Origin of the sequence: Desulfovibrio sp. (genome assembly GCF_019424165.1) — a bacterium.
Lineage (GTDB): Bacteria > Desulfobacterota > Desulfovibrionia > Desulfovibrionales > Desulfovibrionaceae > Desulfovibrio.
Genome location: NZ_JAHZAA010000011.1, coordinates 43,941 through 64,253 on the forward strand (window position 1 = coordinate 43,941; position 20,313 = coordinate 64,253).

Consider the following 20,313-nt stretch of genomic DNA (forward strand, 5'->3'; position numbering starts at 1 on the left):
CCCCTAGGCCAGGCCTGCCAAAAATGAAAAGCTGGTCATATCCACATGGGAACCGGTATTATAGCGTGAGAAACCCGCTCGAAGCGCACTGAAACCTATCAACCCCGTGCAATCTTTATCGCCTTTCGGATTTTTTTGACATGTCGCGTCAACAGCACTGCTGATGCCCTGTTCGGCAGCAAGGTTGCCCCCTTCATTAATAAGCGCTGTTCCCGCAAGAGCGCCCTGGCTTGGCCCCTTCAGTTGCGGGTTGGCAGATATGCCGGTCAGGGTGGCCGTGAGGCTGTTGGCTGCAAGGTTTACATCCCAATCGTAAACAAGGGCCGCCCCCTTCAAGCCTTGCGCTGTATTTTTGGCAAGGCTGCCGGAAATCACACCCGTGGAGTTGATCAGGGCTACAGTGTCGCCGACAGCAAAGCTGCTCCCTCGCGCCACATTAATGCTGCTGACTGTGCTTGCACCGCCAAGGCTGGTTGCGGCTACTGTGAGCATAGCGTCGCCGGGGTTATTTGCCTGAAACCCCTCAGGCAGATTGAAATTTAAAAATTCGAAATTGTTCAGGCTATTGAAAGTAAACCGATTTGAGACGTTCAAAGTATTGCCTGTGAAAGCATCGCCTGCCGGAGCATGCCCGCCCCATACATCGCCGGTTATGGTGCCGCCAGCAAGACTGACAATATTGTCAGTGGCATTACCGGCAAGAAAAGCGAGGCCTCCGTAAATATCCGCAACAGATCCAGCATTCACAATTACGGTATTTTTTACTGCATTTCCAATATCAGTTTCTCCGCCAGCTACATGCGTGCCGACAGCAGCATCATACACGATAACAGTATTTCCAATGGCGTCTCCACCCGAGCTATACCCACCGGACACCTCCAAATGCACAGATCCGCCATCAAGAATAACGCTATTATTTATGGCGTTTCCACCAATGCTGTAACCTCCGGACAAATCAATCGTGCTGCCTGAAAAAAAGTTCACCGTGTTATTTTCAACAATCCCCCCACCTTCGCTATGGCCGCCGCGGATAGTAGCAACGATTGCATTTGAGACATTAACAGTATTATTGCGCACATCTTCATTGCCCAGTGCAAGCCCGCCAAAGATCGAGCCTGGGCCGGAAGCCGTCACGGTGACGGTATTTCCGGAAAGACCGGTCGGATAAATGGCCGTGCCGGTGCCGACAGGGTTCGTCTGCAACATGCCCGGATTCGATCCATCGTAAACAATATTTTCAGCCTTTGAGCTGCCAGGAGCAACGCTGCCCAGGAAGAGCGCGGCAACAAAAAGGCCGACCCACATTTTCGACACAGCCATAAACACCTCCAATCATGCAAAATTATTTGAAATAAAATTCACAATAACACTGGTGCACGCCACAAAATAACTATACCAAAGTCAACAATATACAAACAACTAAAGAATAACAACTATATAAGACATTCTTAATGCATATTTTACATTGTATAAAACAAGTAGATGAATACACTACAAATAAATAAACTGCTTGATTAACCAAACTGCACCATTCTGCAATAGCTATACACATATCAAATTGCATCAACATGAACATAAAAATATGAAAGATTGTAAACAATTCATATATGATTATATTTTCTATACACAACATACATAAAATATATATGACCTTAGTTACACCTTCACTATGACGCGCGACAAGACTCGTTATAACCTTATCATTCAGCATATATAATTGCTGTCTGCTTATTCATGCTCATGACATGCCTTATATTGCGGTGAACCTTCCCTGCTTCAGCCAGCCCAATGAACAGTTCGACCCCAGCGGGGAGAATTTTCGCAAGGGCATACTGCTCTTCGCCTCATGAGAAACCGCGAGGAACCCCACACAGCGTCGCGGTCATGCCGGGCAGACAGGCGATAACGCCGGCCAGATGCAATGGAGCAAAGACAGGATCGCAAGGCTTGCCCTGAAGGGCTATTGTCCAAATGGAAAAACAAAAGACAGCAGGGATAAATAATTTATCCCTGCTGAAAGCTGCGAACGCAGTAGTATCGTGATGAAATTTGAATGCCGCGCTGCCAAAAATCCAGAGCGGGATGCCCTATCTCAGGAAAAATATGGCATTTGTTTTTTCGAAACCCGCATCCCCGGCAATGCTGCCAGCTTATACCCGGCACTTCGTAAAGGAGACCGGGAAGGCCATGCACGGAGCCGGCGCATCAAAGGCTAAACGGCCCCTAGCACTGACCGCACTGAAGCCCAAGACGCCGCCCGGACTCGGCATAATGCTCGCGCAGGACGCGTTCGATGCGCTGCAGGTCGCGGCTGCACAGGGCCTCATAAATGAGCTCGTGGCGCTCATAGAATTCCTGGGGTGAAAAGAGCGTATCCCAGCTTTTATAGTAAAGAAACTTTGAAATATGAGCGCAGGAATTGCGGGCCGTTCTGACCATCAGCCTGTTGCTACAGCGCGAAAGCAGCGCATTGTGAAAAGCTTCGTCCACAGCACTCATGCTCGAAAGCCCTGTAGCGTTCCGGCTTTGCTCCGCCATCTCGTCCAGTATGGCTTTCACTTCGGCCAGGGCCGCGTCATCCCATTTATCTATGGACTGCACAATGCAGGCCCCTTCCAGCGTACCTCCAAGGCAGTAACTGTCTTCAATTTCCTGCGCTGTCAGGTGACGGATGTGTTTGGCTTTTTGCGGCAGTCCGGTCACAAGCCCTTGTTGCAAAAGTGTTTGCAGGGCTTCACGCACGGGTCCACGGCTGATGCCAAGGTACTCCGCGATTTCTGTTTCGCGGATGGGATCGCCGGGCGCGAGCGTTCCGTCAAGCAGGCACTGCTTGATATAGTCTATGGCTTGCGCGCTGTAGGTCTGAACCTGGCTCAATGTCTGCTCCTCGTGTGTTTGCCTGTGTTAGTCTTAGCAAATTATGATGCCTTGTCCATAGCGCATATAGTAAGGTTGGGAATTTATATTCTCAACCTTTGCAAAGCGCTCGCTTCGGCGTTTACCCCGACACATTGCGCTGCTCCTGGCGGTGGCTGCCTGCCCCCGCAGTTTTACAGTAAAATCGGCACGGTGACAAAGTTGACACAGCGGCAGCCGGAATAAGCGCATCTGGCCTGCCGCCTATGCGGTATGACACGGCGTGTCCGGGCAGCGTTGTCAGGCCTCTTCGGGGGCCGCGTCCCCAGGCGTGGCGTAGCGCCGGTTCCAGCCGGTAACGGCAGAGAATACCAGCACTGCCAGCAAAGCCCACGAATACGGATTGCACAGGGCCGTGCTGATGGGCGGCGCCGCAATGCCGTAGCTTTCTGCCGCGCTCACCATGGCGCCATACCAGGCGGCTACCACAATATGCCACGGCAGGACAAAAAAGATGGTACACACCGCGCAGTCCATAAGATTCGCGCGCCGTGCCGGGGCAAGGTTGAATTTTTCGCCTATGGGCCGCACGAGGCTCGGCCCCACCAGCAATTCCGCCGGAGCATTGGCGGAAATGGGGATGGACGCCAGAATGGTCACCCCCACGATAAACAGTTCAGCCTGACGCACTGTGCTGACCACACTCTTGTGGGCAAATTCCAGAATTTTGGTCATGATGCCGCATTCCATCAGAATCTGGGTAACGGCAAGAATAAGGATGGCAAAAATAATCGCGCCCACCACGCCGTCAATGCCGGACTGGATGATTCCCGTAGAAGCTCCCGCTCTGGCGGGAATACCGAAAATATCGCCGGGCTTGAGCGTGCCGATAAGCATGCCCACCAGGGCCGCCGTTACGTTGCCGTAAATGAGCGCCTCAATAATATGCCTGCCGCTGAGCGCAGCCACCACAACCACAACCAGGGCCACCAGCATGAATATGCCGGAAGGGTTCAGGCTGGCCTGGATCTCGGGCAGCACCACGGCCTCGCCCCCGCCGCCGAAAATCAAGAATGCCAGCGCGGTAAAGGCCGCCGCCACAATACAGAGAGGAAAGCGGCTTCGTACCACGTCGCGCATGGTGGCGCCCTGCGTGTATGCGGACACAATGGTTGTGTCCGATATGGGAGCCAGATTGTCGCCAAAAGCCGCGCCGGACAGAATGGCCAGCCCGAGCATGGCCGGATCCGCCCCAAGAAAATATCCCGCCGGGTACAGTACCGGGGTAAGGGCAATGCATGTACCGGTGCTGGTTCCCGTACCCAGTGAAAAAAGCATGGCTGCGGCAAAGACCAGCAAGGTAAATATCGCCCCCTGCGCCCCTGTGGTCATGCCGAGCCACAGCAGGCCGTCCACCAGCCCCCCGACCGCCATAAGCTTGCCGAACACCCCCGCGAACAGCCAGGCCGTTACGATGACAATGCCGGTTTTGTCGCCAATGCCGCGCATGGCGGCCTTGCAGTATTCCTCTTTGCTTCTGGCAAAAAACAATCCCACTGCCAGCGCCAGCCAGGCGCAGGCCCAGAACGGTTTGGTGCCGCCCCGCCCCGCCACGGAAAGCCACACAAGCCCCACCACCAGTATGGCAAGGGGAACAAGCCCGCCCCATATGCCGCCGTACATTTTCAACTTGTCATTCTGCATGGTTTTCTTCCTCTCCCCTCGGGGAAATATAACGCACGGGCCGTGTGGCTGCTGGCGGAACGTGTCAAGCTGGGCGTACAGGGCGGAAGAACCACCCGTATGCAGAAAAAGCACATTGAAGCCTGTGGCGAAATATCCCTTTCGCACAGGGTCGATCAGGCCCGACATGGCCTTGCCGGAGTACACCGGGTCAAGAAGAATGCTTTCTGTAGGGGCGAGCAGGCGCACCGTATCCACCATGGCGGCTGTGGGCAACGGATAGCCGGGTTCCAGGTGGTCATCGTAATCCACCACGGCTTGCCTCGGCAAGGGCGTATAAACACCCGGAAGGCCCGCATGTTCCTGCACGGGTAAATACACGGCATCTTCCTGTACGCACTTTTGCGGTTCACGCCGATGCCCGTCACCGGGATGTCCATATTGCAACCGGGCATGCCCCGCGGAACTCCCGCACAGGTCGGCGCTATCGCCGGGTACGGCCATGTGGTCAAAGCCAGGACCGCGATCAAGCATCCAAGGGTTCCGCGCCTGATCCACACATTGCCCTTGCCGCCAAGGCCCTTGCTCAAGACTGGCAAAATTCCAGAGACGTGGCCGGGCCATAGCATAAAAACATAACTACATACTATTAATGACGTTATAAGAACAGTCACACCGCGCTTCTCAGAAACACGGCTCCGCCATGACGAGACCGAAAAGCGTTCTTTTATTTTTTTCGTAAAAGGTATTGACAGCGGTTTTTACCCGGCGTAACGTTTTTGAAGAAACAACAAGGATTTTTCATGCAACGCATTTCTTCCAACCACACCTCCGCTTACGCCGCTAGCTTTTATAGCTGGTATTTTTTTGCGTACTTTATGGATGCCTGTGGTCGGGAGCTTCGCTGACGCAAAAAAACGAGTTAGGAAGTTCAAAGGGCCGCAGGCAAACCGCCGGCGGCCCTTTTTTTGTATGGGCGGCCGGTCTTCAAAATGCTCACGCCGAGCGGTCCACGGCTACAGGCAATATGCAATTTGACTGCAATACGCACGTCAGCAACTAAAAGGAGCAGGCCATGTACCTTGGAAAAAAAGTCCGTCTTGAACGAATCATCAATCGGGAAAACGGGCGGACCATTATCGTACCTATGGACCATGGCGTCACCATAGGTGCAGTTGATGGCCTTATGGATATGCGCGAGGCCGTCAACGACATGGCCCGGGGCGGTGCGGATGCGGTACTCATGCACAAGGGGCTTGTGCGTTGCTCGCACCGCAGCGCCGGCAAGGACATCGGCCTTATCGTCCATCTTTCCGCCTCCACGGCCCTGACGCCCAACGGCAATACCAAAACCCTGGTCGGCACGGTTGAAGAAGGCATCAAGCACGGGGCGGACTGCGTGTCTGTTCACGTCAACCTGGGCGACCCCAACGAACGCCTCATGCTGGCAGACCTTGGCCGCGTGGCCGAAGCCTGCGACAACTGGCATATCCCCCTGCTGGCCATGATGTACGCCCGCGGCCCGCAGATTCAGGACGGCTTTGCTAAAAACGTGGTGGCCCATTGCGCCCGCGTTGGCGTGGAGCTGGGTGCGGACATCGTCAAGGTTCCCTACACCGGTGATGTGGACAGCTTTGCAGAAGTTGTGTCCTCCTGCTGCGTGCCTGTGGTCATTGCCGGGGGCGAGCGTATGGAGTCCACACGCCAGATACTCCAGATGGTGCACGACTCCATCAAGGCGGGCGGCGCGGGCATTTCCGTGGGTCGCAACGTTTTCCAGCACCCCAGCCGCGTGAATCTGGTCAAGGCCCTGCGGGCCATCGTGCATGAAAACGCCAGTGTGGACCAAGCCATCACCATGGTGGGAGAATAGCAATATGTCGCGCATTTATTTCAACTGTGTTCCCTTTGACAAGGGCGATGTGACACTTGCTCTCGAGTCCGGCGTGGACGGCGTTATTGTACCCGCAGAACATGTGGAACAGGTGGCCGGTCTTTCGCGCTGCCCTGTATGGGCTGCTGAAGAAACGCCCCTGGCGACGCTTGGCGTCAAGGCTGACGAAGAAGCCGTGCTGCAACGGCTGCACAAGGGCGAGCGCGTGGTACTGGCGCGCGGCTGGGAGGTTATTCCTGTAGAAAACCTTCTGGCCCAGAGCGACAGCGTGCTGGCCGAAGCCGGCACACTGGACGAGGCCCGCCTTGCCGCAGGTATTCTGGAACGCGGTGTGGCGGGCATTGTTGTATCCAGGGCGGCCGTGGCCGACCTCAAGGACATTGTGGCCCAGTGCAAGATGGCTCGCAGCCGTGAAGAGCTTATGCCCGCCGTGGTCACCCGCGTGGAGCCTGTGGGGCTCGGCCACCGCGTCTGCGCCGACACGCTCTCCCTGCTGCACAAGGGCCAGGGCATGCTGGTGGGCAATTCCAGCGCCTTTACCTTTCTTGTGCATGCCGAAACCGAGCGCAATGAATATGTGGCTGCCCGTCCTTTCAGGGTCAATGCCGGTGCTGTGCACGCCTATGTGCGCCTGCCCGGCGACCAGACCACCTACCTTGGCGAATTCCGCGCCGGGCAGGAAGTTCTTATTGTGGACTACACGGGCGAAACCAGTGTGGCCACGCTCGGCAGGGTCAAGATAGAAGTGCGCCCCATGCTGCTTGTGGAAGCCCAGGTCGAAACCCCCGAAGGCGTAAAAACCGGTACGGTTTTCCTCCAGAATGCCGAAACAATCCGCCTGACCACCCCCGAGGGCGAAGCCGTGAGCGTGGTCGGGCTGAAGCCCGGCGACCGCGTGCTCTGCCGCCTGGACGAAGCCGGCCGCCATTTCGGCATGCGCGTGCGCGAAGACATACAGGAGGTATAGCATGGGCGACAGCAACAGCCACTGGCCCGGCCCCGCCTCCACACCGGAGCACGGCACGGGATGCGAAACAGGGCGCAAAGAAAAAATCCACAATGCCGATGAGCGCCTTTCCACCATCCGGCACGAGATAGACGCGGTGGATCAGGATCTGCTGGACCTCTTTAACCGCCGCGCCGCCCTGAGCTGCGAGGTCGGCCGCATCAAGGCCGGATCGCCGGGCATTATCTTCAGGCCCGTGCGCGAAAAAGAGGTGCTCGACAGCCTGGCCGCCCGTAACCCCGGCCCCTTGCCCGAAGACCACCTGCGGGCCATCTGGCGCGAAATATTTTCATCGTCCCGCGCCTTGCAACGGCCGCAAAACGTGGCGTATCTGGGGCCGGAAGGAACATTTTCCTACTTTGCCGGGGTTGAATACCTGGGGCATGCGGCCACCTTTCACCCCTGTAACGATATTGCGCAGGTTTTTGAAGAAGTAGCCTCGGGCCGTTGTGAACTGGGCGTCGTGCCGCTGGAAAACTCCCTTCAGGGTACCGTGGGCGTGAGCTTTGACCTTTTTCTCAAGCACGAGGTTTTTATACAGGCCGAGCTTTTTTCACGCATCTCGCACTGCCTGCTGAGCAATGCGCCCTCTCTTGCCGCGGTGCGCACGGTCTATTCGCACCCGCAGCCTCTGGCCCAGTGCGGCACATGGCTGCGCACGCACCTGCCCAATGCGGGCCTTGTGCCTGTGGAATCCACGGCCGCCGCCGCCCAGCGCGCGGCCCAGGGGCCGGATCAGGAGCATGCGGCGGCCATCGGGCACGGCAAGCTGGCCGACCTGGCGGGTCTTGGCACTCTTGCCAGCCGCATTGAAGACGAGCCCGGCAACTGGACGCGCTTTGTCATCATTGGCCCCAAGGCCTCCACCGCCCAGGGCGGTAAAATACAGAATCCCCAGCCCGGGCATGGCGGCGCGGACAAAACGTCCCTGCTTTTCACCCTTCCCGATAAGGCCGGAGCGCTTTCACGCGTGCTGGACCTGCTGGCCGGACACGGCATCAACATGCGCAAGCTGGAGTCGCGCCCCATGCGCGGCCAGTGCTGGAAGTATGTTTTCTTTGCCGATGTGGAAAGTGACCTCGAAGACCCGCGCCACGCAGACCTGCTGGTCCAGTTGGGCCACGCCTGTACGGGCTTTCGCATTCTGGGCAGCTACCCCACGGGGCCGCAACTGGACCGCCTTGACCTTCATACGGACGAACCGGAGCAGAAAGAATCATGAGCCAGACCAAGGGCGCCGCAGCCGCCAACCATACTGTGGAAGCCGCCGGAACAGCGGAAACCGTGGCCGTTACGGCCCCCGCCTCCAAATCGGTATCGCACCGCTATCTTATGGGCGCGGCCCTGGCCGGGGGTACTTCCATTGTGCGCCACACACTTGAAAGCCGCGACCTGGAGCGCACCCGCGCCATCCTTTGCGCAGCCGGGGCCACGATGGAAGAACTGCCCGAAAGCACGCCCGCTTCGGGAGCCTGGCGGGTTACGGGCATGAACGGCGCCCCCCGCGGCGGCACAGCCGCAGCGCCACTGTCCTGCGATGTGGAAGAGTCAGGAACTACCTGCCGCCTGCTCACGGCCGTGCTGGCCGCAGGCCAGGGGGTGTTCCGCATTCACGGGGCGGGCCGTATGCACGAACGCCCCATTGCAGAGCTGACTGATGCCCTCACCGCGCTGGGCGCGCAGGCAAGCTTTGAAGAAAAGCCGGATTGCCCCCCCTGTGTCCTCACCGCTCACGGTCTTGACCCGGCCCGCTGCGATGGGGTGGTGGAACTGGGCATGGATATTTCAAGCCAGTATTTTTCAGGCCTGCTGCTGGCCGCCCCCATGTGTCCCACCCCCCTGACCCTGGCCCTGGGCGGCCGCAAGGCCGTATCCTGGCCCTATGTGGGGCTGACCCTGCAATGCCTTACGGATTACGGCGTCAGATTTGAGGTGCAGACCCGCCGCCATACCGGAGCGTCCTGGCAGCCCATGGGCGACGGCGCGTGGCGCAGGCTGGACGAGGCCCTGCCCGGCTGCCTGCGCATTACCGTTTACCCCGGCCCTTACCGTGCCGGAGAATATACGGTTGAGGGCGACTGGTCCGGCGCGTCCTACCTGCTTGCCGCGGGAGCCATCGGCCGCCGCCCGGTGCGTGTGGAAGGCCTGCGTGCGGACTCCCTGCAGGGCGACCGCGCCATGCTGCACATCCTGCAAAGAATGGGAGCCAGGGTGGATGTGCAACCCCTGGCCGTGACGGTCTACCCCTCGCGCCTGCACGGCGTGGACCTGGATATGGGCCACTGCCCGGACCTTGTACCCACGGTGGCCACGGTGGCGGCCTTTGCCCAGGGGTCTACGCGCATCCGCAATGTGGCCCACCTGCGCCACAAGGAGTCTGACCGCATCAAGGCTCCGGCTACGGAGCTGGGCAAGACCGGCGTGGTTGTGGACGAACTTTCGGATGGCATGCTGATCAACGGCCTGGGCGGCCGCAACAACGGCAAGCCCGACCATCCCATTCTGCCCGACGGCCAGACCCTGTCAGCGCATAACGATCACCGCATCGCCATGTCGCTGGCCCTGCTCGACCTTTGCCGCCCCGAAGCCGTAGTGCGTTCGCGCCTGGACGATCCCTCGGTGGTCAGCAAATCCTTTCCGCAATTCTGGAATATCTGGGAGAAACTGGCATGACGGCGCACGCAGACCAAAACCGTTGCCGTGCCACGGCGGCAGACAGCCGGAGCGCGGACACGGCGGATTCAACGGCAATTCTGGAAAGGGAAAAACGCGCGGGCAGAACAGTCATCATCGGCTCCCTGGGCCGCATGGGGGCCATGCTTGTGGCCCGCGCCCAGGCTGCCGGTCTTGATGTCGTCGGGGTGGACGTTCCCCTTGCGCCGGAAAAGCTGTCTGAATTCTGCGCCGGAGCAGATATGGCCGTGCTGTGTGTTCCCGCTGCCGTATTCGGCGAAGTGGCGGCCGCCGTATGCCCGCACCTGCCCGCGCGGGCGGTACTGGCCGACATCACTTCGGTGAAGGAACAGCCCATGCGCCAGATGGAGCGCATCTGGCCCGGCCCCGTGGTGGGAACCCACCCTCTTTTCGGCCCCAGCCCGGAAGCGGAAGCTGATCTTCCCGTTGCCCTGACCGCCGGCCACAATGCGGACCCGGAGCATCTGGCTCTGGTGGAGGCCTTTTTTACAAAAATCGGCTGTCGCACCTTCATGACCACAGCGGAAAAGCACGACAAGGCCATGGCGCGCATACAGAACATGAACTTCATCACGAGCCTTGCCTATTTTTCGCTGCTGGCCGGGCAGGATGATCTGCTGCCTTTTTTGACGCCGTCTTTCCGCCGCCGCCATCATGCAGCCCGCAAAATGCTGACTGAAGACGCCCGTCTTTTTGCCGGACTGTTCGAGGCCAACGCCCACAGCCATGAGGCCGTGCGCCAGTACCGGCAGATGCTCAACCTGGCCGCTGCCGGGGATATTGACCTGCTTTGCCAGCGGGCCGCGTGGTGGTGGCCGGAAGAATGCGGCCAGGACGGGCTGACAGAAGCCTGAAATACGCGCGCTGTAAGCCCGGCAAGGGTGCGTTACCCTTGTCTGACAGCCCCGCGTGGGAAAATGTGCGCCAGCTTCAGCCACTGCCGAAGGGTCAGGGGAGGCCGTCCGGCTCTTCGCGTTGCCAGCTTCCGTGGCGAGCGGCATAAGCACATGAACGTGGGGCAGCTTCTTTCAAAGGCATGTCGCCCGGCTGTGCCGCCTATTTATGCCGTTTGGTTCCGCCTTCCACGGCGTCATCCTCGCGCAGGCACATGCTCAATGCCAGAGAAAGCAGCAGCATGGCCACAAAAACCACGTCTGCCGCGCGGTAACCTCCGGTAAGGTCGTAAGAATAGCCCATGATGGGATATCCCAGACAGCGCAGGACAATGAACACGGACACGAATTTGTAGGACGGCAAAAAATTGCCGCTGCCGTAGTAGTAGGAAACCACCGCGGGCAGCACGGTCCACAGGCCGCCGACGCACAGACCGAAGCTGAGGCTGAAGACGGTCATGCCCCACACCGTGGGAGGCAGAAAACCCAGGCACAGGCTCAGGGCGCAGGCCAGCATGATGACGTGCGCAGCCGCCAGCGGCGTAAAACGGTCGCAGGCCCAGCCCCACGCATACTTGCCCAGGGCCGCGCACAGGGCCGCCGCGCAGGCCAGCAGCATGGACGTATAGGGCGCCAGCCCCAGGTCCACAAAACGCGGCTTCATCTGGCTCATGACGGAAGAGCTGACCATAAGGGCCAGACCAAAGGCGATGCCCATGCAATAGGCATAGGGCGAATGCATCAATCCCCTGAAGGACGTGTCCGGCGCAAGCCTGCAACGCCCGGTCGGGGGTTCGTGCTTTCTGCCGTCAGGGTGCATGTGCATGGCCTGCGGCGTGTCGCGCACCATAAACCATGACAGGGGGGCAAGCCCGCAGGTGAGCAGCCCCAGCACAAGGTAGGCCGTGCTCACGTCAAAAGCATTGATAAGAGCCATGCTTACCAGGGGCAGCACCACGCCGGAAAGCGACGTACCCGCGTTGACAAGGCCGAATGCCCGGCCGCGAAAATAATAAAACCAGTTGCTCACCAGCGCGTTGCCCACAACACCGCCGCAGATCTGGGTGGCGCTCCAGGCAATGGTAAACAGCAGGGTAAAGAGTGCAAGGTTGCTCGTCATGCCCTGTAAAATGGTGGCAACGCCGCCCACCAGCGCCCCGGCCGTCATGAGGCGGCGCAGCGCAAACCGGGCGGAAAGCGAAGCCGCCACAGGCATGGCCAACTGCCCCACCAGGGCGGCCACGGCCATGCTGATATTCACTTCCGCCCTTGTCCAGCCATATGCCACGCAGAGCGGCTCCATGAATGCATTCATGCAATAGAGCACCGTACCCTGAAGCATGAAATTGCCGCCCATGGAAAGCAGGCTTATCTTCCAGCCGTAAAACATGTCATCCTCTGAAGTAGTGCCGCACCGAAAAACATCACAGGGCAGCGGTCCGCCAAACGGCAAAAAGCACACCGGCAACGGGCAGTCTCGCAGCCGGGCCGTCCGATGTCGATGTTGGCGCAGATATTGGTGCAGATACGGTCACAAACCTGTGGCACAAGATAACCGCAAATACCGGCCTGGCAGGCCGCACAGGCCTCGCCTGCCCCAGCCATACACCCGTTGCCGCAGAGGCTCAAGCCCGGCCGCGCGGGGCATACCCCGCCGCGCTCCCCAGGTATTTCTTTTCCGGCAGTGAGCAGCCGCCCATGACAGGCCCGCAACAGGCCGTAACAGGGACACGCCGTAAGGTTCCTCCGGGTACGCTTCTTGCTATCCTGATCTGTGCGCGTGGTTTTTCCAGCCATGTGCCAATAAAACGACGGCGGAAACGGCATGTTCGGCAAACAGAAAGATCCCAGCAAAACAGAAGAAGCAACCCCGAAGCGCATCAGAAAGCAGCGCGGCGAGGGGAACGTTCCCAAATCCCAGGAACTGGGCAAGGCTGTAAGCCTGCTCGGCGGCATGTCCATTCTTTATGCATGGATAGGCCCCATGAGCGAAGCAATCAAAAAGCTGTTCCGCCATTTTTTGAGCCACGCGTGGGAGTTCGACCCCAACCCGGAAAATGTTTACAGCCTCACGCTGGACCTCATGATTGAGGTCTGCAAGATCATCATGCCCATCCTGCTTACCCTGGCTGTGCTGAGCATGCTGGCCCAGCGCCTGCAGGTGGGCAAGCTGTGGACTACCAAGGTTTTCAAGCCCAAGTTTCAGCGTTTCAATATTTTCAAGGGCATCAAGCAGATGCTGTTTTCGCCCCAGACCATATTGCGCACCATCAAGAGCCTGATGTTTTCCCTTATACTGTCCACCATACCTGCATGGATCATCTACAAGGAATATCAGAATTTTCTGCCAATGTACTATGCCACCACCGAAGGTGTCGCCGTGTACATGCTGCAAATGGCGTTCAAGCTGGTAAGCTATGCCCTTATCCCCATCCTCATCATCGCGGCCTTTGACGTGTGGCAGTCACGCTACGCGTACAAGGAAAACATGAAAATGACCAAGGATGAGGTCAAGGACGAGCACAAACAGGCCGACGGTGACCCCGTGGTCAAAAACCAGCAGCGCAAAAAGATGATGGAAGCCATGAGCAAGCGCATGCTCCAGGACGTACCCAAGGCCGACGTGGTGATCACCAACCCCACGCACATAGCCGTGGCCCTGCGCTACAACGCCACAGAGGCTCCGGCCCCCGTGGTGCTTGCCAAGGGCGCGGATCACCTTGCCGAAAAAATCAAGCAGGCGGCCCGTGAGCACAATGTTCCCATCCGCGAAAATGTGCCTCTGGCACGGGCTTTGTATAAGTCTGCCGAGGTGGGGGACATGATCCCCGAAGAGCTTTACAAGGCCGTTGCCACAGTGCTGGCCGCCATCTGGAAGCTCAAGCCAAAGGTACATAATTCATAGTTTTTCCAGCGTGCGTGCCAAAACCGGGCGCAGAAGCGAGGTGTCAGAAAAATGGCTTCAACAAGCCTTCCCAAGCTCGACTACAGCAGATTTTCCCGTAACGGAGAAATCATGCTCGCCGCCGGCGTGGTCATCATCCTTCTGGTCATGCTGGTTCCGCTGCCCACATTTTTTCTCGACATCATGCTCTGCGTGAGCATTTCCATATCCCTGCTGGTGCTCATTACCACCATGTTCATGAGCTCCCCGCTGGAGTTCACCATCTTTCCGTCATTGCTGCTGGTGACCACCCTGCTGCGCCTTTCGCTCAACGTGGCCGCCACCCGGCTCATCCTGCTCAACGGCGACATGGGCGTTGACGCCGCAGGCTCGGTCATCCGCGCTTTCGGCGAATTTGTCGTGGGCGGCAGCTACGTGGTGGGCGCGGTCATATTCATGATCCTGTTCATTCTCAACAAGGTGGTCATCACCGCAGGTACTACGCGCATCGCCGAAGTGGCGGCCCGCTTTACCCTGGACGCCATGCCCGGCAAGCAGATGGCTATCGAGGCCGACCTCAACGCCGGGCTTATTGATGAAGAAGAAGCCACCGCCCGCCGCAAGGGCATGCGCAAAGAAGCAGACTTTTACGGCGCCATGGACGGTGCGTGCAAATTTGTTTCGGGCGACGTCAACGCGGGCATGTTCATTACCATCGTCAACATTGTGGGCGGCATCATCATCGGCATGGTGCAGAAGGATATGGACTGGAACACGGCCCTGATGACCTATTCGCTGCTGACCATCGGCGACGGTCTCGTATCCACCATACCGTCCATCATCGTATCTACGGGTACAGGCCTGCTGGTTTCACGCGCAGCTTCCGAAGCCAAAATGGGCGAGGAATTTCTGGCCCAGCTTACCTTCAACAGCCGGGCGCTCAAGATGGTTTCGGCCGTGCTGCTGCTCTTTGCCATTGTTCCCGGCCTGCCCACCATTCCCTTTCTGGTCATCGCCGGCCTTATTTTCACGGTGGCGCGCCTCACGGAAAAAAATGATGCCGATAAAGAAGCCAGAGAGAGCAAGGAAAAGAAGGCCAAGGCCGGATCCGGCACTGCCGATACTCCCGAAGAAGTGCAGGCCCTGCTGCCACTGGATACGCTTGAGCTGGAAGTGGGCTACGGCCTTATCCCCCTGGTGGACGAAGAACAGAGCGGCAACCTGCTGGCGCGCATACGCTCCATCCGGCGGCAGTTTGCGCTGGATATGGGCGTGGTCATCCCCTCACTGCACCTGCGTGACAACCTGCAGCTCAAGCCCGGCCAGTATTCCCTGCTGATCAAGGGCAATCAGGTGGCTTCGGCGGAAATCCTTGTAGACCATTTTCTGGCTATGGACCCCGGCAACGTAACCACCAAGATTCACGGTATAGAAACGCGCGAACCGGCCTTTAACCTGCCCGCGCTCTGGATACCCGACAGCCAGCGCGAAGAAGCCATGCTGGCGGGCTACACCGTGGTGGACCCGGCAACGGTCATAGCCACGCACCTGACGGAAGTGTTCAAGCGTCATCTGGCCGACTTCCTTGACCGCCAGGCGGTTCAGGGCCTGCTGGACACCGTGGCCAAGCATTCGCCCAAGGCTGTGGAAGACCTTGTACCCGGCGTGCTGCCCCTTGGCACCGTGCAGAAGGTGCTGCAACTGCTGGTGCGCGAAAACGTGAGCATACGTGACATGCTCACCATTGTGGAAACCCTGGGCGACTTTGGCGCGGGCGTAAAAAACCCAGAAATACTGGCGGAATACGTTCGCGAAAAGCTGGCCCGTTCCATCGTGCGCCCCTATCTGGACAGCCAGGGAACCCTGCCCGTGCTCACCCTTGCCCCCAATGCCGAACGCATGGTGCAGGAAGGCGTGCGCCAGGCGGACACAGGAGCAACCTTTCTTTCGCTCAACCCCGCTGCGGCCCAGCGGCTGGTACAGAACATCAGTGCCGCCGTGGAAAACGCCGTCAACACTGACGGCCAGCCCGTGCTGCTGGTGAACCCTGTCATACGGCCGCACCTGGCCCAGCTTGTCACGCGCTTTCTGCCATCTGTACCGGTTATTTCACAAGCCGAAATTCCGCCGGACATCCGGCTTCAGGCTGTGGGCAGCGTGGCTGCGGAATAGGCCGCGCACTGCATGAGCAGAACCGTAAAAAGCTGACCGCCTTTATATACAGCACTGTTCCACAAAAGGGTTCATAATCAGTTCACTGATTATGAACCCTTTCATTTTTCAATTGTTCAATTTCGTTCCGGACCAGCTCAATAAATTTCTCAGGTTCAATTTCAAGAGCCTCACTCAGGAAAAAGAAAACATTTAATGTCACATTCCATTTCCCATTCTCCAGCCCGGTAATATACGCCCGCTCTATCATCGCAAGCTCAGACAGCTTGCGCTTGCTCATGGCAAGAGCTTCGCGCCTTTCCTTTAAAACATTGGCAACATACTCATTTAAATAAGGATATTTTTCCATTTCACCAGTATAGCGAAATTTTCCTGGCATTCTATGGTAATATATTACCACCAATATTGACTGTCAGGACATTGTATAAAAAGGAGGGAGAACAGTTTTTTGCGGGCAGAGTTGTGAAAAAACAGCACAATGTGCTGTAGTCGGGATATGTTTATCGTCTATTCAAAGCTGATGAGGTGTATACCTTTACTGTTACTACCGGATATTTATTCGTAGTATGCTAAAATAGCACAATTAAAAGTCATAAAATAAAGAAAACAGTATATAAAGGAAACATAAAATTTATTTAATTTAAAAAGGATATCTAAAAGTAAAACAAAACTGAAATCAGATGAAATGTTATTTTCTCGGTAACAGACTATTCCGAGAACAAATCTTTAACTTTTACATCCAGCGCCTGGGCGATATTCAAAAGTGTGGACATCCGACATTCGATAATAAGGTGATTTCTCGCTCGTGTTATAGTTTGACTCGACAAACCTGTTCGCGCTTCAAGCTCTTTGTACGTCACCTTTTTTTCATTCATTATCTTTTTAAGATTGCTTCTCAACATGTCGCTACCTCTCACCAGAATATCTTAGCAGCCTTGCTCTAACTAGTTTACGGTGATATATCACTGTAAAAAGTCAGAATTGCTCCGGTTCTGAGGCAATCGCGCGGCACTGCAAACAACACCCGCTTTCACGGCGTGCCCGCAAAAACTGCAAAAAGCATACAATGTTGTGCAAAATCAAAACCTGCTGCACCGCATTTTGCGCCCAGCCGGGCTCACTCCAGGCCATGCGCCACAAAACACGGTCCGGATTGTCCCTGCCGGGTTCCATAAACCCATGTGGATGCCGGCAGCAGGCAATCTTTGCTCTGCAACTTCTGCAAGGAGGATGTGATGAACTTTTTTTCCAATCTGAAAGTAGGCACCAAGCTTACAGCCCTGATTGTTCTTTTGCTGCTTTGCATGGCAGGCATCGCTTTCTGGGGCATCCGGCAGCTCGGCCTGGTAAACGACGAGGCCGACAGCATGTACTCCACTGACCTGCATGGCCTTGCCTATGCCAATGCGGCCAATATCCACATGCTCGCGTCCGTGCGGGCGCTTTACAATGTCATACTTTTCCCCCCTGACGTCCGCCCGAGATATGTGCAGAATTATGCCCGCTACACCGGACAGGCTGTGGAGGCCCTGAAAAAGGTTGAGCCGCTCATCACCGATGAAAGCAACAGGCTTTTGCTGCAAAAACTGCAACAGGCTTTTGCCGAGATGGATTCCGGCTACAAAGAACTGATCAGCAAAGTGGATACCGTTTCCGCAGAAGGCCTGCTTGATGATCTGGTCAGGATGCGTGAACAGGTCAACGGTGTGGAAAGCATGATGGGTGATCTTGGCGCAGCAATGATGCGCGAAGCAGAGCGGCGGTCGGTGGAAACCACAGCAACCTACGAACGCGGTCGCCTGTACAGTTTTGCACTGCTGGCACTGGGCCTTGTGCTCGGCGCACTATATGGCCTTGCCACAAAGCGGGGCATAGCCAATCCGCTGGTGTCTATCGCGGGCAAGGCCACACGGGTAGCCGGCGGCGACCTGGACCAGGATTTCAGCCTGAACCGTTCTGACGAAATCGGGCAATTGGCCGACGCGCTGGCCCATATGGTGGAGAACCTGCGCCGCCGCATTGCCGAAGCCGAAGAACAGAGCGCGGCAGCCCGCGAGCAAAGCAGGCTGGCAGCAGCCGCCACAGAAGAGGCCAATATCGCCAAGGGCAAGGCCGAAGAAGGCCACAAGGCCATCCTGCTCACGGCTGAAAACATCGAAGGCGTGACCGCCCGGCTGTATACGGCCACCGAAGAACTCTCTGCCCAGATCCAGGAATCCACCAGAGGAACCGACATCCAGCGCGAGCGCGTGGCCACGTCTGCCACAGCTATGGAAGAAATGAACTCCACCGTGCTTGAAGTGGCGCGCAATGCGGGGGTAGCGGCAGACGGGGCCAACCTTGCCCGTGAAAACGCGCTTCAGGGTGAATCGATAGTTCGCCAGTCTGTGGAATCCATCAGCGTCGTGCAGACAGATGCCCAGCGCCTCAAAGGATATATGGAATCATTGGGAGAACGGGCAGAAAACATCGGAACCATCATGACGGTTATTTCAGACATCGCGGATCAGACCAATCTGCTGGCTCTCAACGCAGCCATTGAGGCGGCCCGCGCCGGAGAAGCAGGACGCGGCTTTGCCGTGGTGGCCGATGAGGTGCGCAAGCTGGCCGAAAGTACAATGAACGCCACCAAAGAAGTGGGAGAAGCCATCAGCGGCATACAGCAGGGAACCAGAGACAGCATCAGCGCAGTGGAACAAACCTCTACCGAACTCAATGGCACGGCCGAGCTTGTGGAAAAATCCGGCCAGTCGCTGGTGGAAATAGTAAATAATGTTGGAACCGTGGCAGATCAGGTACGCAATATTGCGGCGGCGGCAGAAGAACAGTCCGCGGCCAGCGAAGAAATTACCCGCGCTCTGGACGAAATAAACCGCATGGCCGACGAGGGGGCCACCGCCATGCATATGTGCGCCCAGGCGGTGGTGGAACTGTCTGAGCAGACGGACGGGCTAAAAAACCTGGTTATCGACCTGCGCGGCAAATAACCATCGGCCGCCAATGATCATATGGGGAGACGCGCATGCATACGCCTCTGATTGTATCCGTAGGAATGACTCCGACACTGACCCGCCAACTGGAGCAGGCTCTGCCCGGTTGCACCTTCACTCACCATTCCTGTGAAGACACCGCCCTGGATGATATCATCGCGCGGCTGCCCCGTGTCGTTCTGTTTTCTCCAGCACCCGTCGGCAATGCGGAAAACAGGTATGCTTTTTTGCTTCGCCTCTCTGCGCTCCAGCAATCTTCACGGCCGCCCGTCATCGTTTTGTCAGGGCACAGCGCACTTCTTGAAGATAAAGAGGCCGCCTTCAGCGCGGGAGCTTACGACTACCTTACACAACCCGTAACCAACAGCGAGCTTGCCATACGCATGGCGGCCACCCTGGGCCAATGCCGCACAGAGGAGGCTTTTTTACACCTGAGCGCCCACATGTCTTCTTCCAGAAACATTTTCCTGAAAGGCATGGCCACCCTCACCGCCATGAAAGACCCGGATACCGGCGGGCACCTCCTGCGTGTGGCGCGATACATCAAGGTACTGCTGGAGGTTCCCGCCATGCAGCGGCACGCCTCCGGACCCCTGACCGGGCAGGATATAAAGGAGATGAGCAAGGCCGCCATCCTGCACGATATCGGCAAGGTGCATATTCCTGATGCCATTCTGCAAAAACCCGGCCCCCTGACAGCCGAAGAATTCAACACCATCAAAACCCACACCCTGCATGGAGGCAACCTGCTGCACAGTCTCCGGCTTATTTCCGATTCCCGCTTTCTTGATTTTGCCGAACAAATCGCGCGTACCCACCACGAGCGCTGGGACGGGTCCGGCTATCCCCTGTCCCTGCAAGGTGATGAAATCCCGTATGTGGGGCGGCTCATGGCGGTGGCCGATGTCTACGATGCCACCCGCTTTGCCCGCGTTTACAAGGGCGCGTGGCCTCATTCCGTATCCACACAGTATATTATGGACAACAGGGGAACGCTCTTTGACCCTGTTGTGGCTGCATGTTTTTACGAAAACCGGGAAATATTCAAAAACATCTCAACCAGCTTTCAGAAAATCGGCTCCACCTTTATTGCCTGAATCCGGGGCGGCACATGGGCCGTAACACTGTGCGGCATGCCCGGTCCCTGCCGGGCGTACTCCCCAGTCCGCCGTAACCGGCCCGGATGCCCTTGCCGCCCCACCCCCTGTGCGAAGCGCCACGAACTTCGCACAGGGGGACCT

Annotated in this window: 15 protein-coding genes; 9 read left to right on the forward strand and 6 right to left on the reverse strand. The window is 57.4% G+C overall.

Translation table 11 applies throughout. The annotated features are described in order from the left end of the window. Nucleotides 1-3 precede the first annotated feature (3 nt). The 3 genes from QZ377_RS05980 to QZ377_RS05990 all read right to left on the reverse strand — a co-directional run bounded on the left by QZ377_RS05980 (nt 4) and on the right by QZ377_RS05990 (nt 4,560). Nucleotides 4-1,320, reverse strand: coding sequence for a hypothetical protein (locus QZ377_RS05980; protein ID WP_291440284.1), 1,317 nt, complete (start codon nt 1,318-1,320; stop codon nt 4-6). Nucleotides 1,321-2,223: 903 nt separating this feature from the next. Further along, a complete protein-coding gene (locus QZ377_RS05985) occupies nt 2,224-2,877 on the reverse strand; it encodes a GntR family transcriptional regulator (protein ID WP_291440285.1) in 654 nt (217 codons plus the stop codon). A 279-nt stretch (nt 2,878-3,156) separates the two neighbouring features. After that, entirely contained in the window at nt 3,157-4,560 is a 1,404-nt protein-coding gene (locus QZ377_RS05990) for a Na+/H+ antiporter NhaC family protein (protein ID WP_365854388.1), read from the reverse strand. Between the two features lie 1,054 nt (nt 4,561-5,614). Here QZ377_RS05990 and QZ377_RS05995 point away from each other — a divergent pair. From QZ377_RS05995 to QZ377_RS06015, 5 genes are read left to right on the forward strand one after another with little or no spacing between them, the layout of a single operon-like run. After that, complete coding sequence (locus QZ377_RS05995; RefSeq protein ID WP_291440287.1) at nt 5,615-6,412, forward strand: 2-amino-3,7-dideoxy-D-threo-hept-6-ulosonate synthase; 798 nt, start codon at nt 5,615-5,617, stop codon at nt 6,410-6,412. A gap of 4 nt (nt 6,413-6,416) precedes the next feature. Further along, on the forward strand, nt 6,417-7,400 hold the full coding sequence (locus tag QZ377_RS06000) for a 3-dehydroquinate synthase II family protein (protein ID WP_291440288.1): 984 nt from the start codon (nt 6,417-6,419) through the stop codon (nt 7,398-7,400). A 1-nt stretch (nt 7,401) separates the two neighbouring features. Continuing rightward, nucleotides 7,402-8,661 (forward strand): prephenate dehydratase, encoded by a 1,260-nt coding sequence (pheA, locus tag QZ377_RS06005; RefSeq protein WP_291440289.1) that lies wholly within the window; start codon nt 7,402-7,404, stop codon nt 8,659-8,661. Next, nucleotides 8,658-10,112 carry a 3-phosphoshikimate 1-carboxyvinyltransferase gene (locus QZ377_RS06010; RefSeq protein ID WP_291440290.1) on the forward strand — a complete coding sequence of 485 codons (1,455 nt, stop codon included), beginning with the start codon at nt 8,658-8,660 and terminating at the stop codon, nt 10,110-10,112. Before pheA ends, QZ377_RS06010 begins: the two co-directional genes overlap by 4 nt. Next, nucleotides 10,109-10,987, forward strand: coding sequence for a prephenate dehydrogenase/arogenate dehydrogenase family protein (locus QZ377_RS06015; protein ID WP_291440291.1), 879 nt, complete (start codon nt 10,109-10,111; stop codon nt 10,985-10,987). Before QZ377_RS06010 ends, QZ377_RS06015 begins: the two co-directional genes overlap by 4 nt. Before the next feature lie 202 nt (nt 10,988-11,189). On the opposite strand, the gene QZ377_RS06020 is transcribed toward QZ377_RS06015, so the two are convergent. Then, entirely contained in the window at nt 11,190-12,416 is a 1,227-nt protein-coding gene (locus QZ377_RS06020; RefSeq protein WP_291440292.1) for an MFS transporter, read from the reverse strand. A gap of 435 nt (nt 12,417-12,851) precedes the next feature. Here QZ377_RS06020 and flhB point away from each other — a divergent pair, with 435 nt between their 5' ends. Both flhB and flhA read left to right on the forward strand, forming a co-directional pair. Further along, a complete protein-coding gene (gene flhB / locus QZ377_RS06025; protein ID WP_291440293.1) occupies nt 12,852-13,931 on the forward strand; it encodes a flagellar biosynthesis protein FlhB in 1,080 nt (359 codons plus the stop codon). Between the two features lie 51 nt (nt 13,932-13,982). Next, the gene (flhA, locus tag QZ377_RS06030) at nt 13,983-16,082 is read left to right on the forward strand and encodes a flagellar biosynthesis protein FlhA (RefSeq protein WP_291440294.1); all 2,100 of its coding nucleotides are present in this window, start codon (nt 13,983-13,985) and stop codon (nt 16,080-16,082) included. An 82-nt stretch (nt 16,083-16,164) separates the two neighbouring features. Here flhA and QZ377_RS06035 read toward each other — a convergent pair whose 3' ends face one another. Together QZ377_RS06035 and QZ377_RS06040 are read right to left on the reverse strand one after the other, a co-directional pair. After that, nucleotides 16,165-16,431, reverse strand: a complete 267-nt coding sequence (locus QZ377_RS06035; protein ID WP_291440295.1) for a helix-turn-helix transcriptional regulator — start codon at nt 16,429-16,431, stop codon at nt 16,165-16,167. A gap of 358 nt (nt 16,432-16,789) precedes the next feature. Further along, entirely contained in the window at nt 16,790-16,984 is a 195-nt protein-coding gene (locus tag QZ377_RS06040; RefSeq protein ID WP_012623973.1) for a helix-turn-helix transcriptional regulator, read from the reverse strand. A 333-nt stretch (nt 16,985-17,317) separates the two neighbouring features. On the opposite strand from QZ377_RS06040, the gene QZ377_RS06045 reads away from it, so the two are divergent. Together QZ377_RS06045 and QZ377_RS06050 are read left to right on the forward strand one after the other, a co-directional pair. Next, nucleotides 17,318-19,069 carry a methyl-accepting chemotaxis protein gene (locus QZ377_RS06045; protein ID WP_291440296.1) on the forward strand — a complete coding sequence of 584 codons (1,752 nt, stop codon included), beginning with the start codon at nt 17,318-17,320 and terminating at the stop codon, nt 19,067-19,069. A gap of 35 nt (nt 19,070-19,104) precedes the next feature. Continuing rightward, on the forward strand, nt 19,105-20,169 hold the full coding sequence (locus QZ377_RS06050) for an HD domain-containing phosphohydrolase (protein WP_291440297.1): 1,065 nt from the start codon (nt 19,105-19,107) through the stop codon (nt 20,167-20,169). Nucleotides 20,170-20,313 lie beyond the last annotated feature (144 nt).

Excerpts from the sequence above, each read along its gene's own strand:
- QZ377_RS05995 (WP_291440287.1), top strand. The coding sequence starts at position 5,615 with ATGTACCTTGGAAAAAAAGTCCGTCTTGAACGAATCATCAATCGGGAA.
- QZ377_RS06010 (WP_291440290.1), top strand. The coding sequence starts at position 8,658 with ATGAGCCAGACCAAGGGCGCCGCAGCCGCCAACCATACTGTGGAAGCC.
- QZ377_RS06035 (WP_291440295.1), bottom strand. The coding sequence starts at position 16,431 with ATGGAAAAATATCCTTATTTAAATGAGTATGTTGCCAATGTTTTAAAG.
- QZ377_RS05990 (WP_365854388.1), bottom strand. The coding sequence starts at position 4,560 with ATGCAGAATGACAAGTTGAAAATGTACGGCGGCATATGGGGCGGGCTT.
- QZ377_RS06040 (WP_012623973.1), bottom strand. The coding sequence starts at position 16,984 with ATGTTGAGAAGCAATCTTAAAAAGATAATGAATGAAAAAAAGGTGACG.
- pheA (WP_291440289.1), top strand. The coding sequence starts at position 7,402 with ATGGGCGACAGCAACAGCCACTGGCCCGGCCCCGCCTCCACACCGGAG.
- QZ377_RS06045 (WP_291440296.1), top strand. The coding sequence starts at position 17,318 with ATGAACTTTTTTTCCAATCTGAAAGTAGGCACCAAGCTTACAGCCCTG.
- QZ377_RS06050 (WP_291440297.1), top strand. The coding sequence starts at position 19,105 with ATGCATACGCCTCTGATTGTATCCGTAGGAATGACTCCGACACTGACC.
- QZ377_RS06015 (WP_291440291.1), top strand. The coding sequence starts at position 10,109 with ATGACGGCGCACGCAGACCAAAACCGTTGCCGTGCCACGGCGGCAGAC.
- QZ377_RS05980 (WP_291440284.1), bottom strand. The coding sequence starts at position 1,320 with ATGGCTGTGTCGAAAATGTGGGTCGGCCTTTTTGTTGCCGCGCTCTTC.
- flhB (WP_291440293.1), top strand. The coding sequence starts at position 12,852 with ATGTTCGGCAAACAGAAAGATCCCAGCAAAACAGAAGAAGCAACCCCG.
- flhA (WP_291440294.1), top strand. The coding sequence starts at position 13,983 with ATGGCTTCAACAAGCCTTCCCAAGCTCGACTACAGCAGATTTTCCCGT.
- QZ377_RS06020 (WP_291440292.1), bottom strand. The coding sequence starts at position 12,416 with ATGTTTTACGGCTGGAAGATAAGCCTGCTTTCCATGGGCGGCAATTTC.
- QZ377_RS06000 (WP_291440288.1), top strand. The coding sequence starts at position 6,417 with ATGTCGCGCATTTATTTCAACTGTGTTCCCTTTGACAAGGGCGATGTG.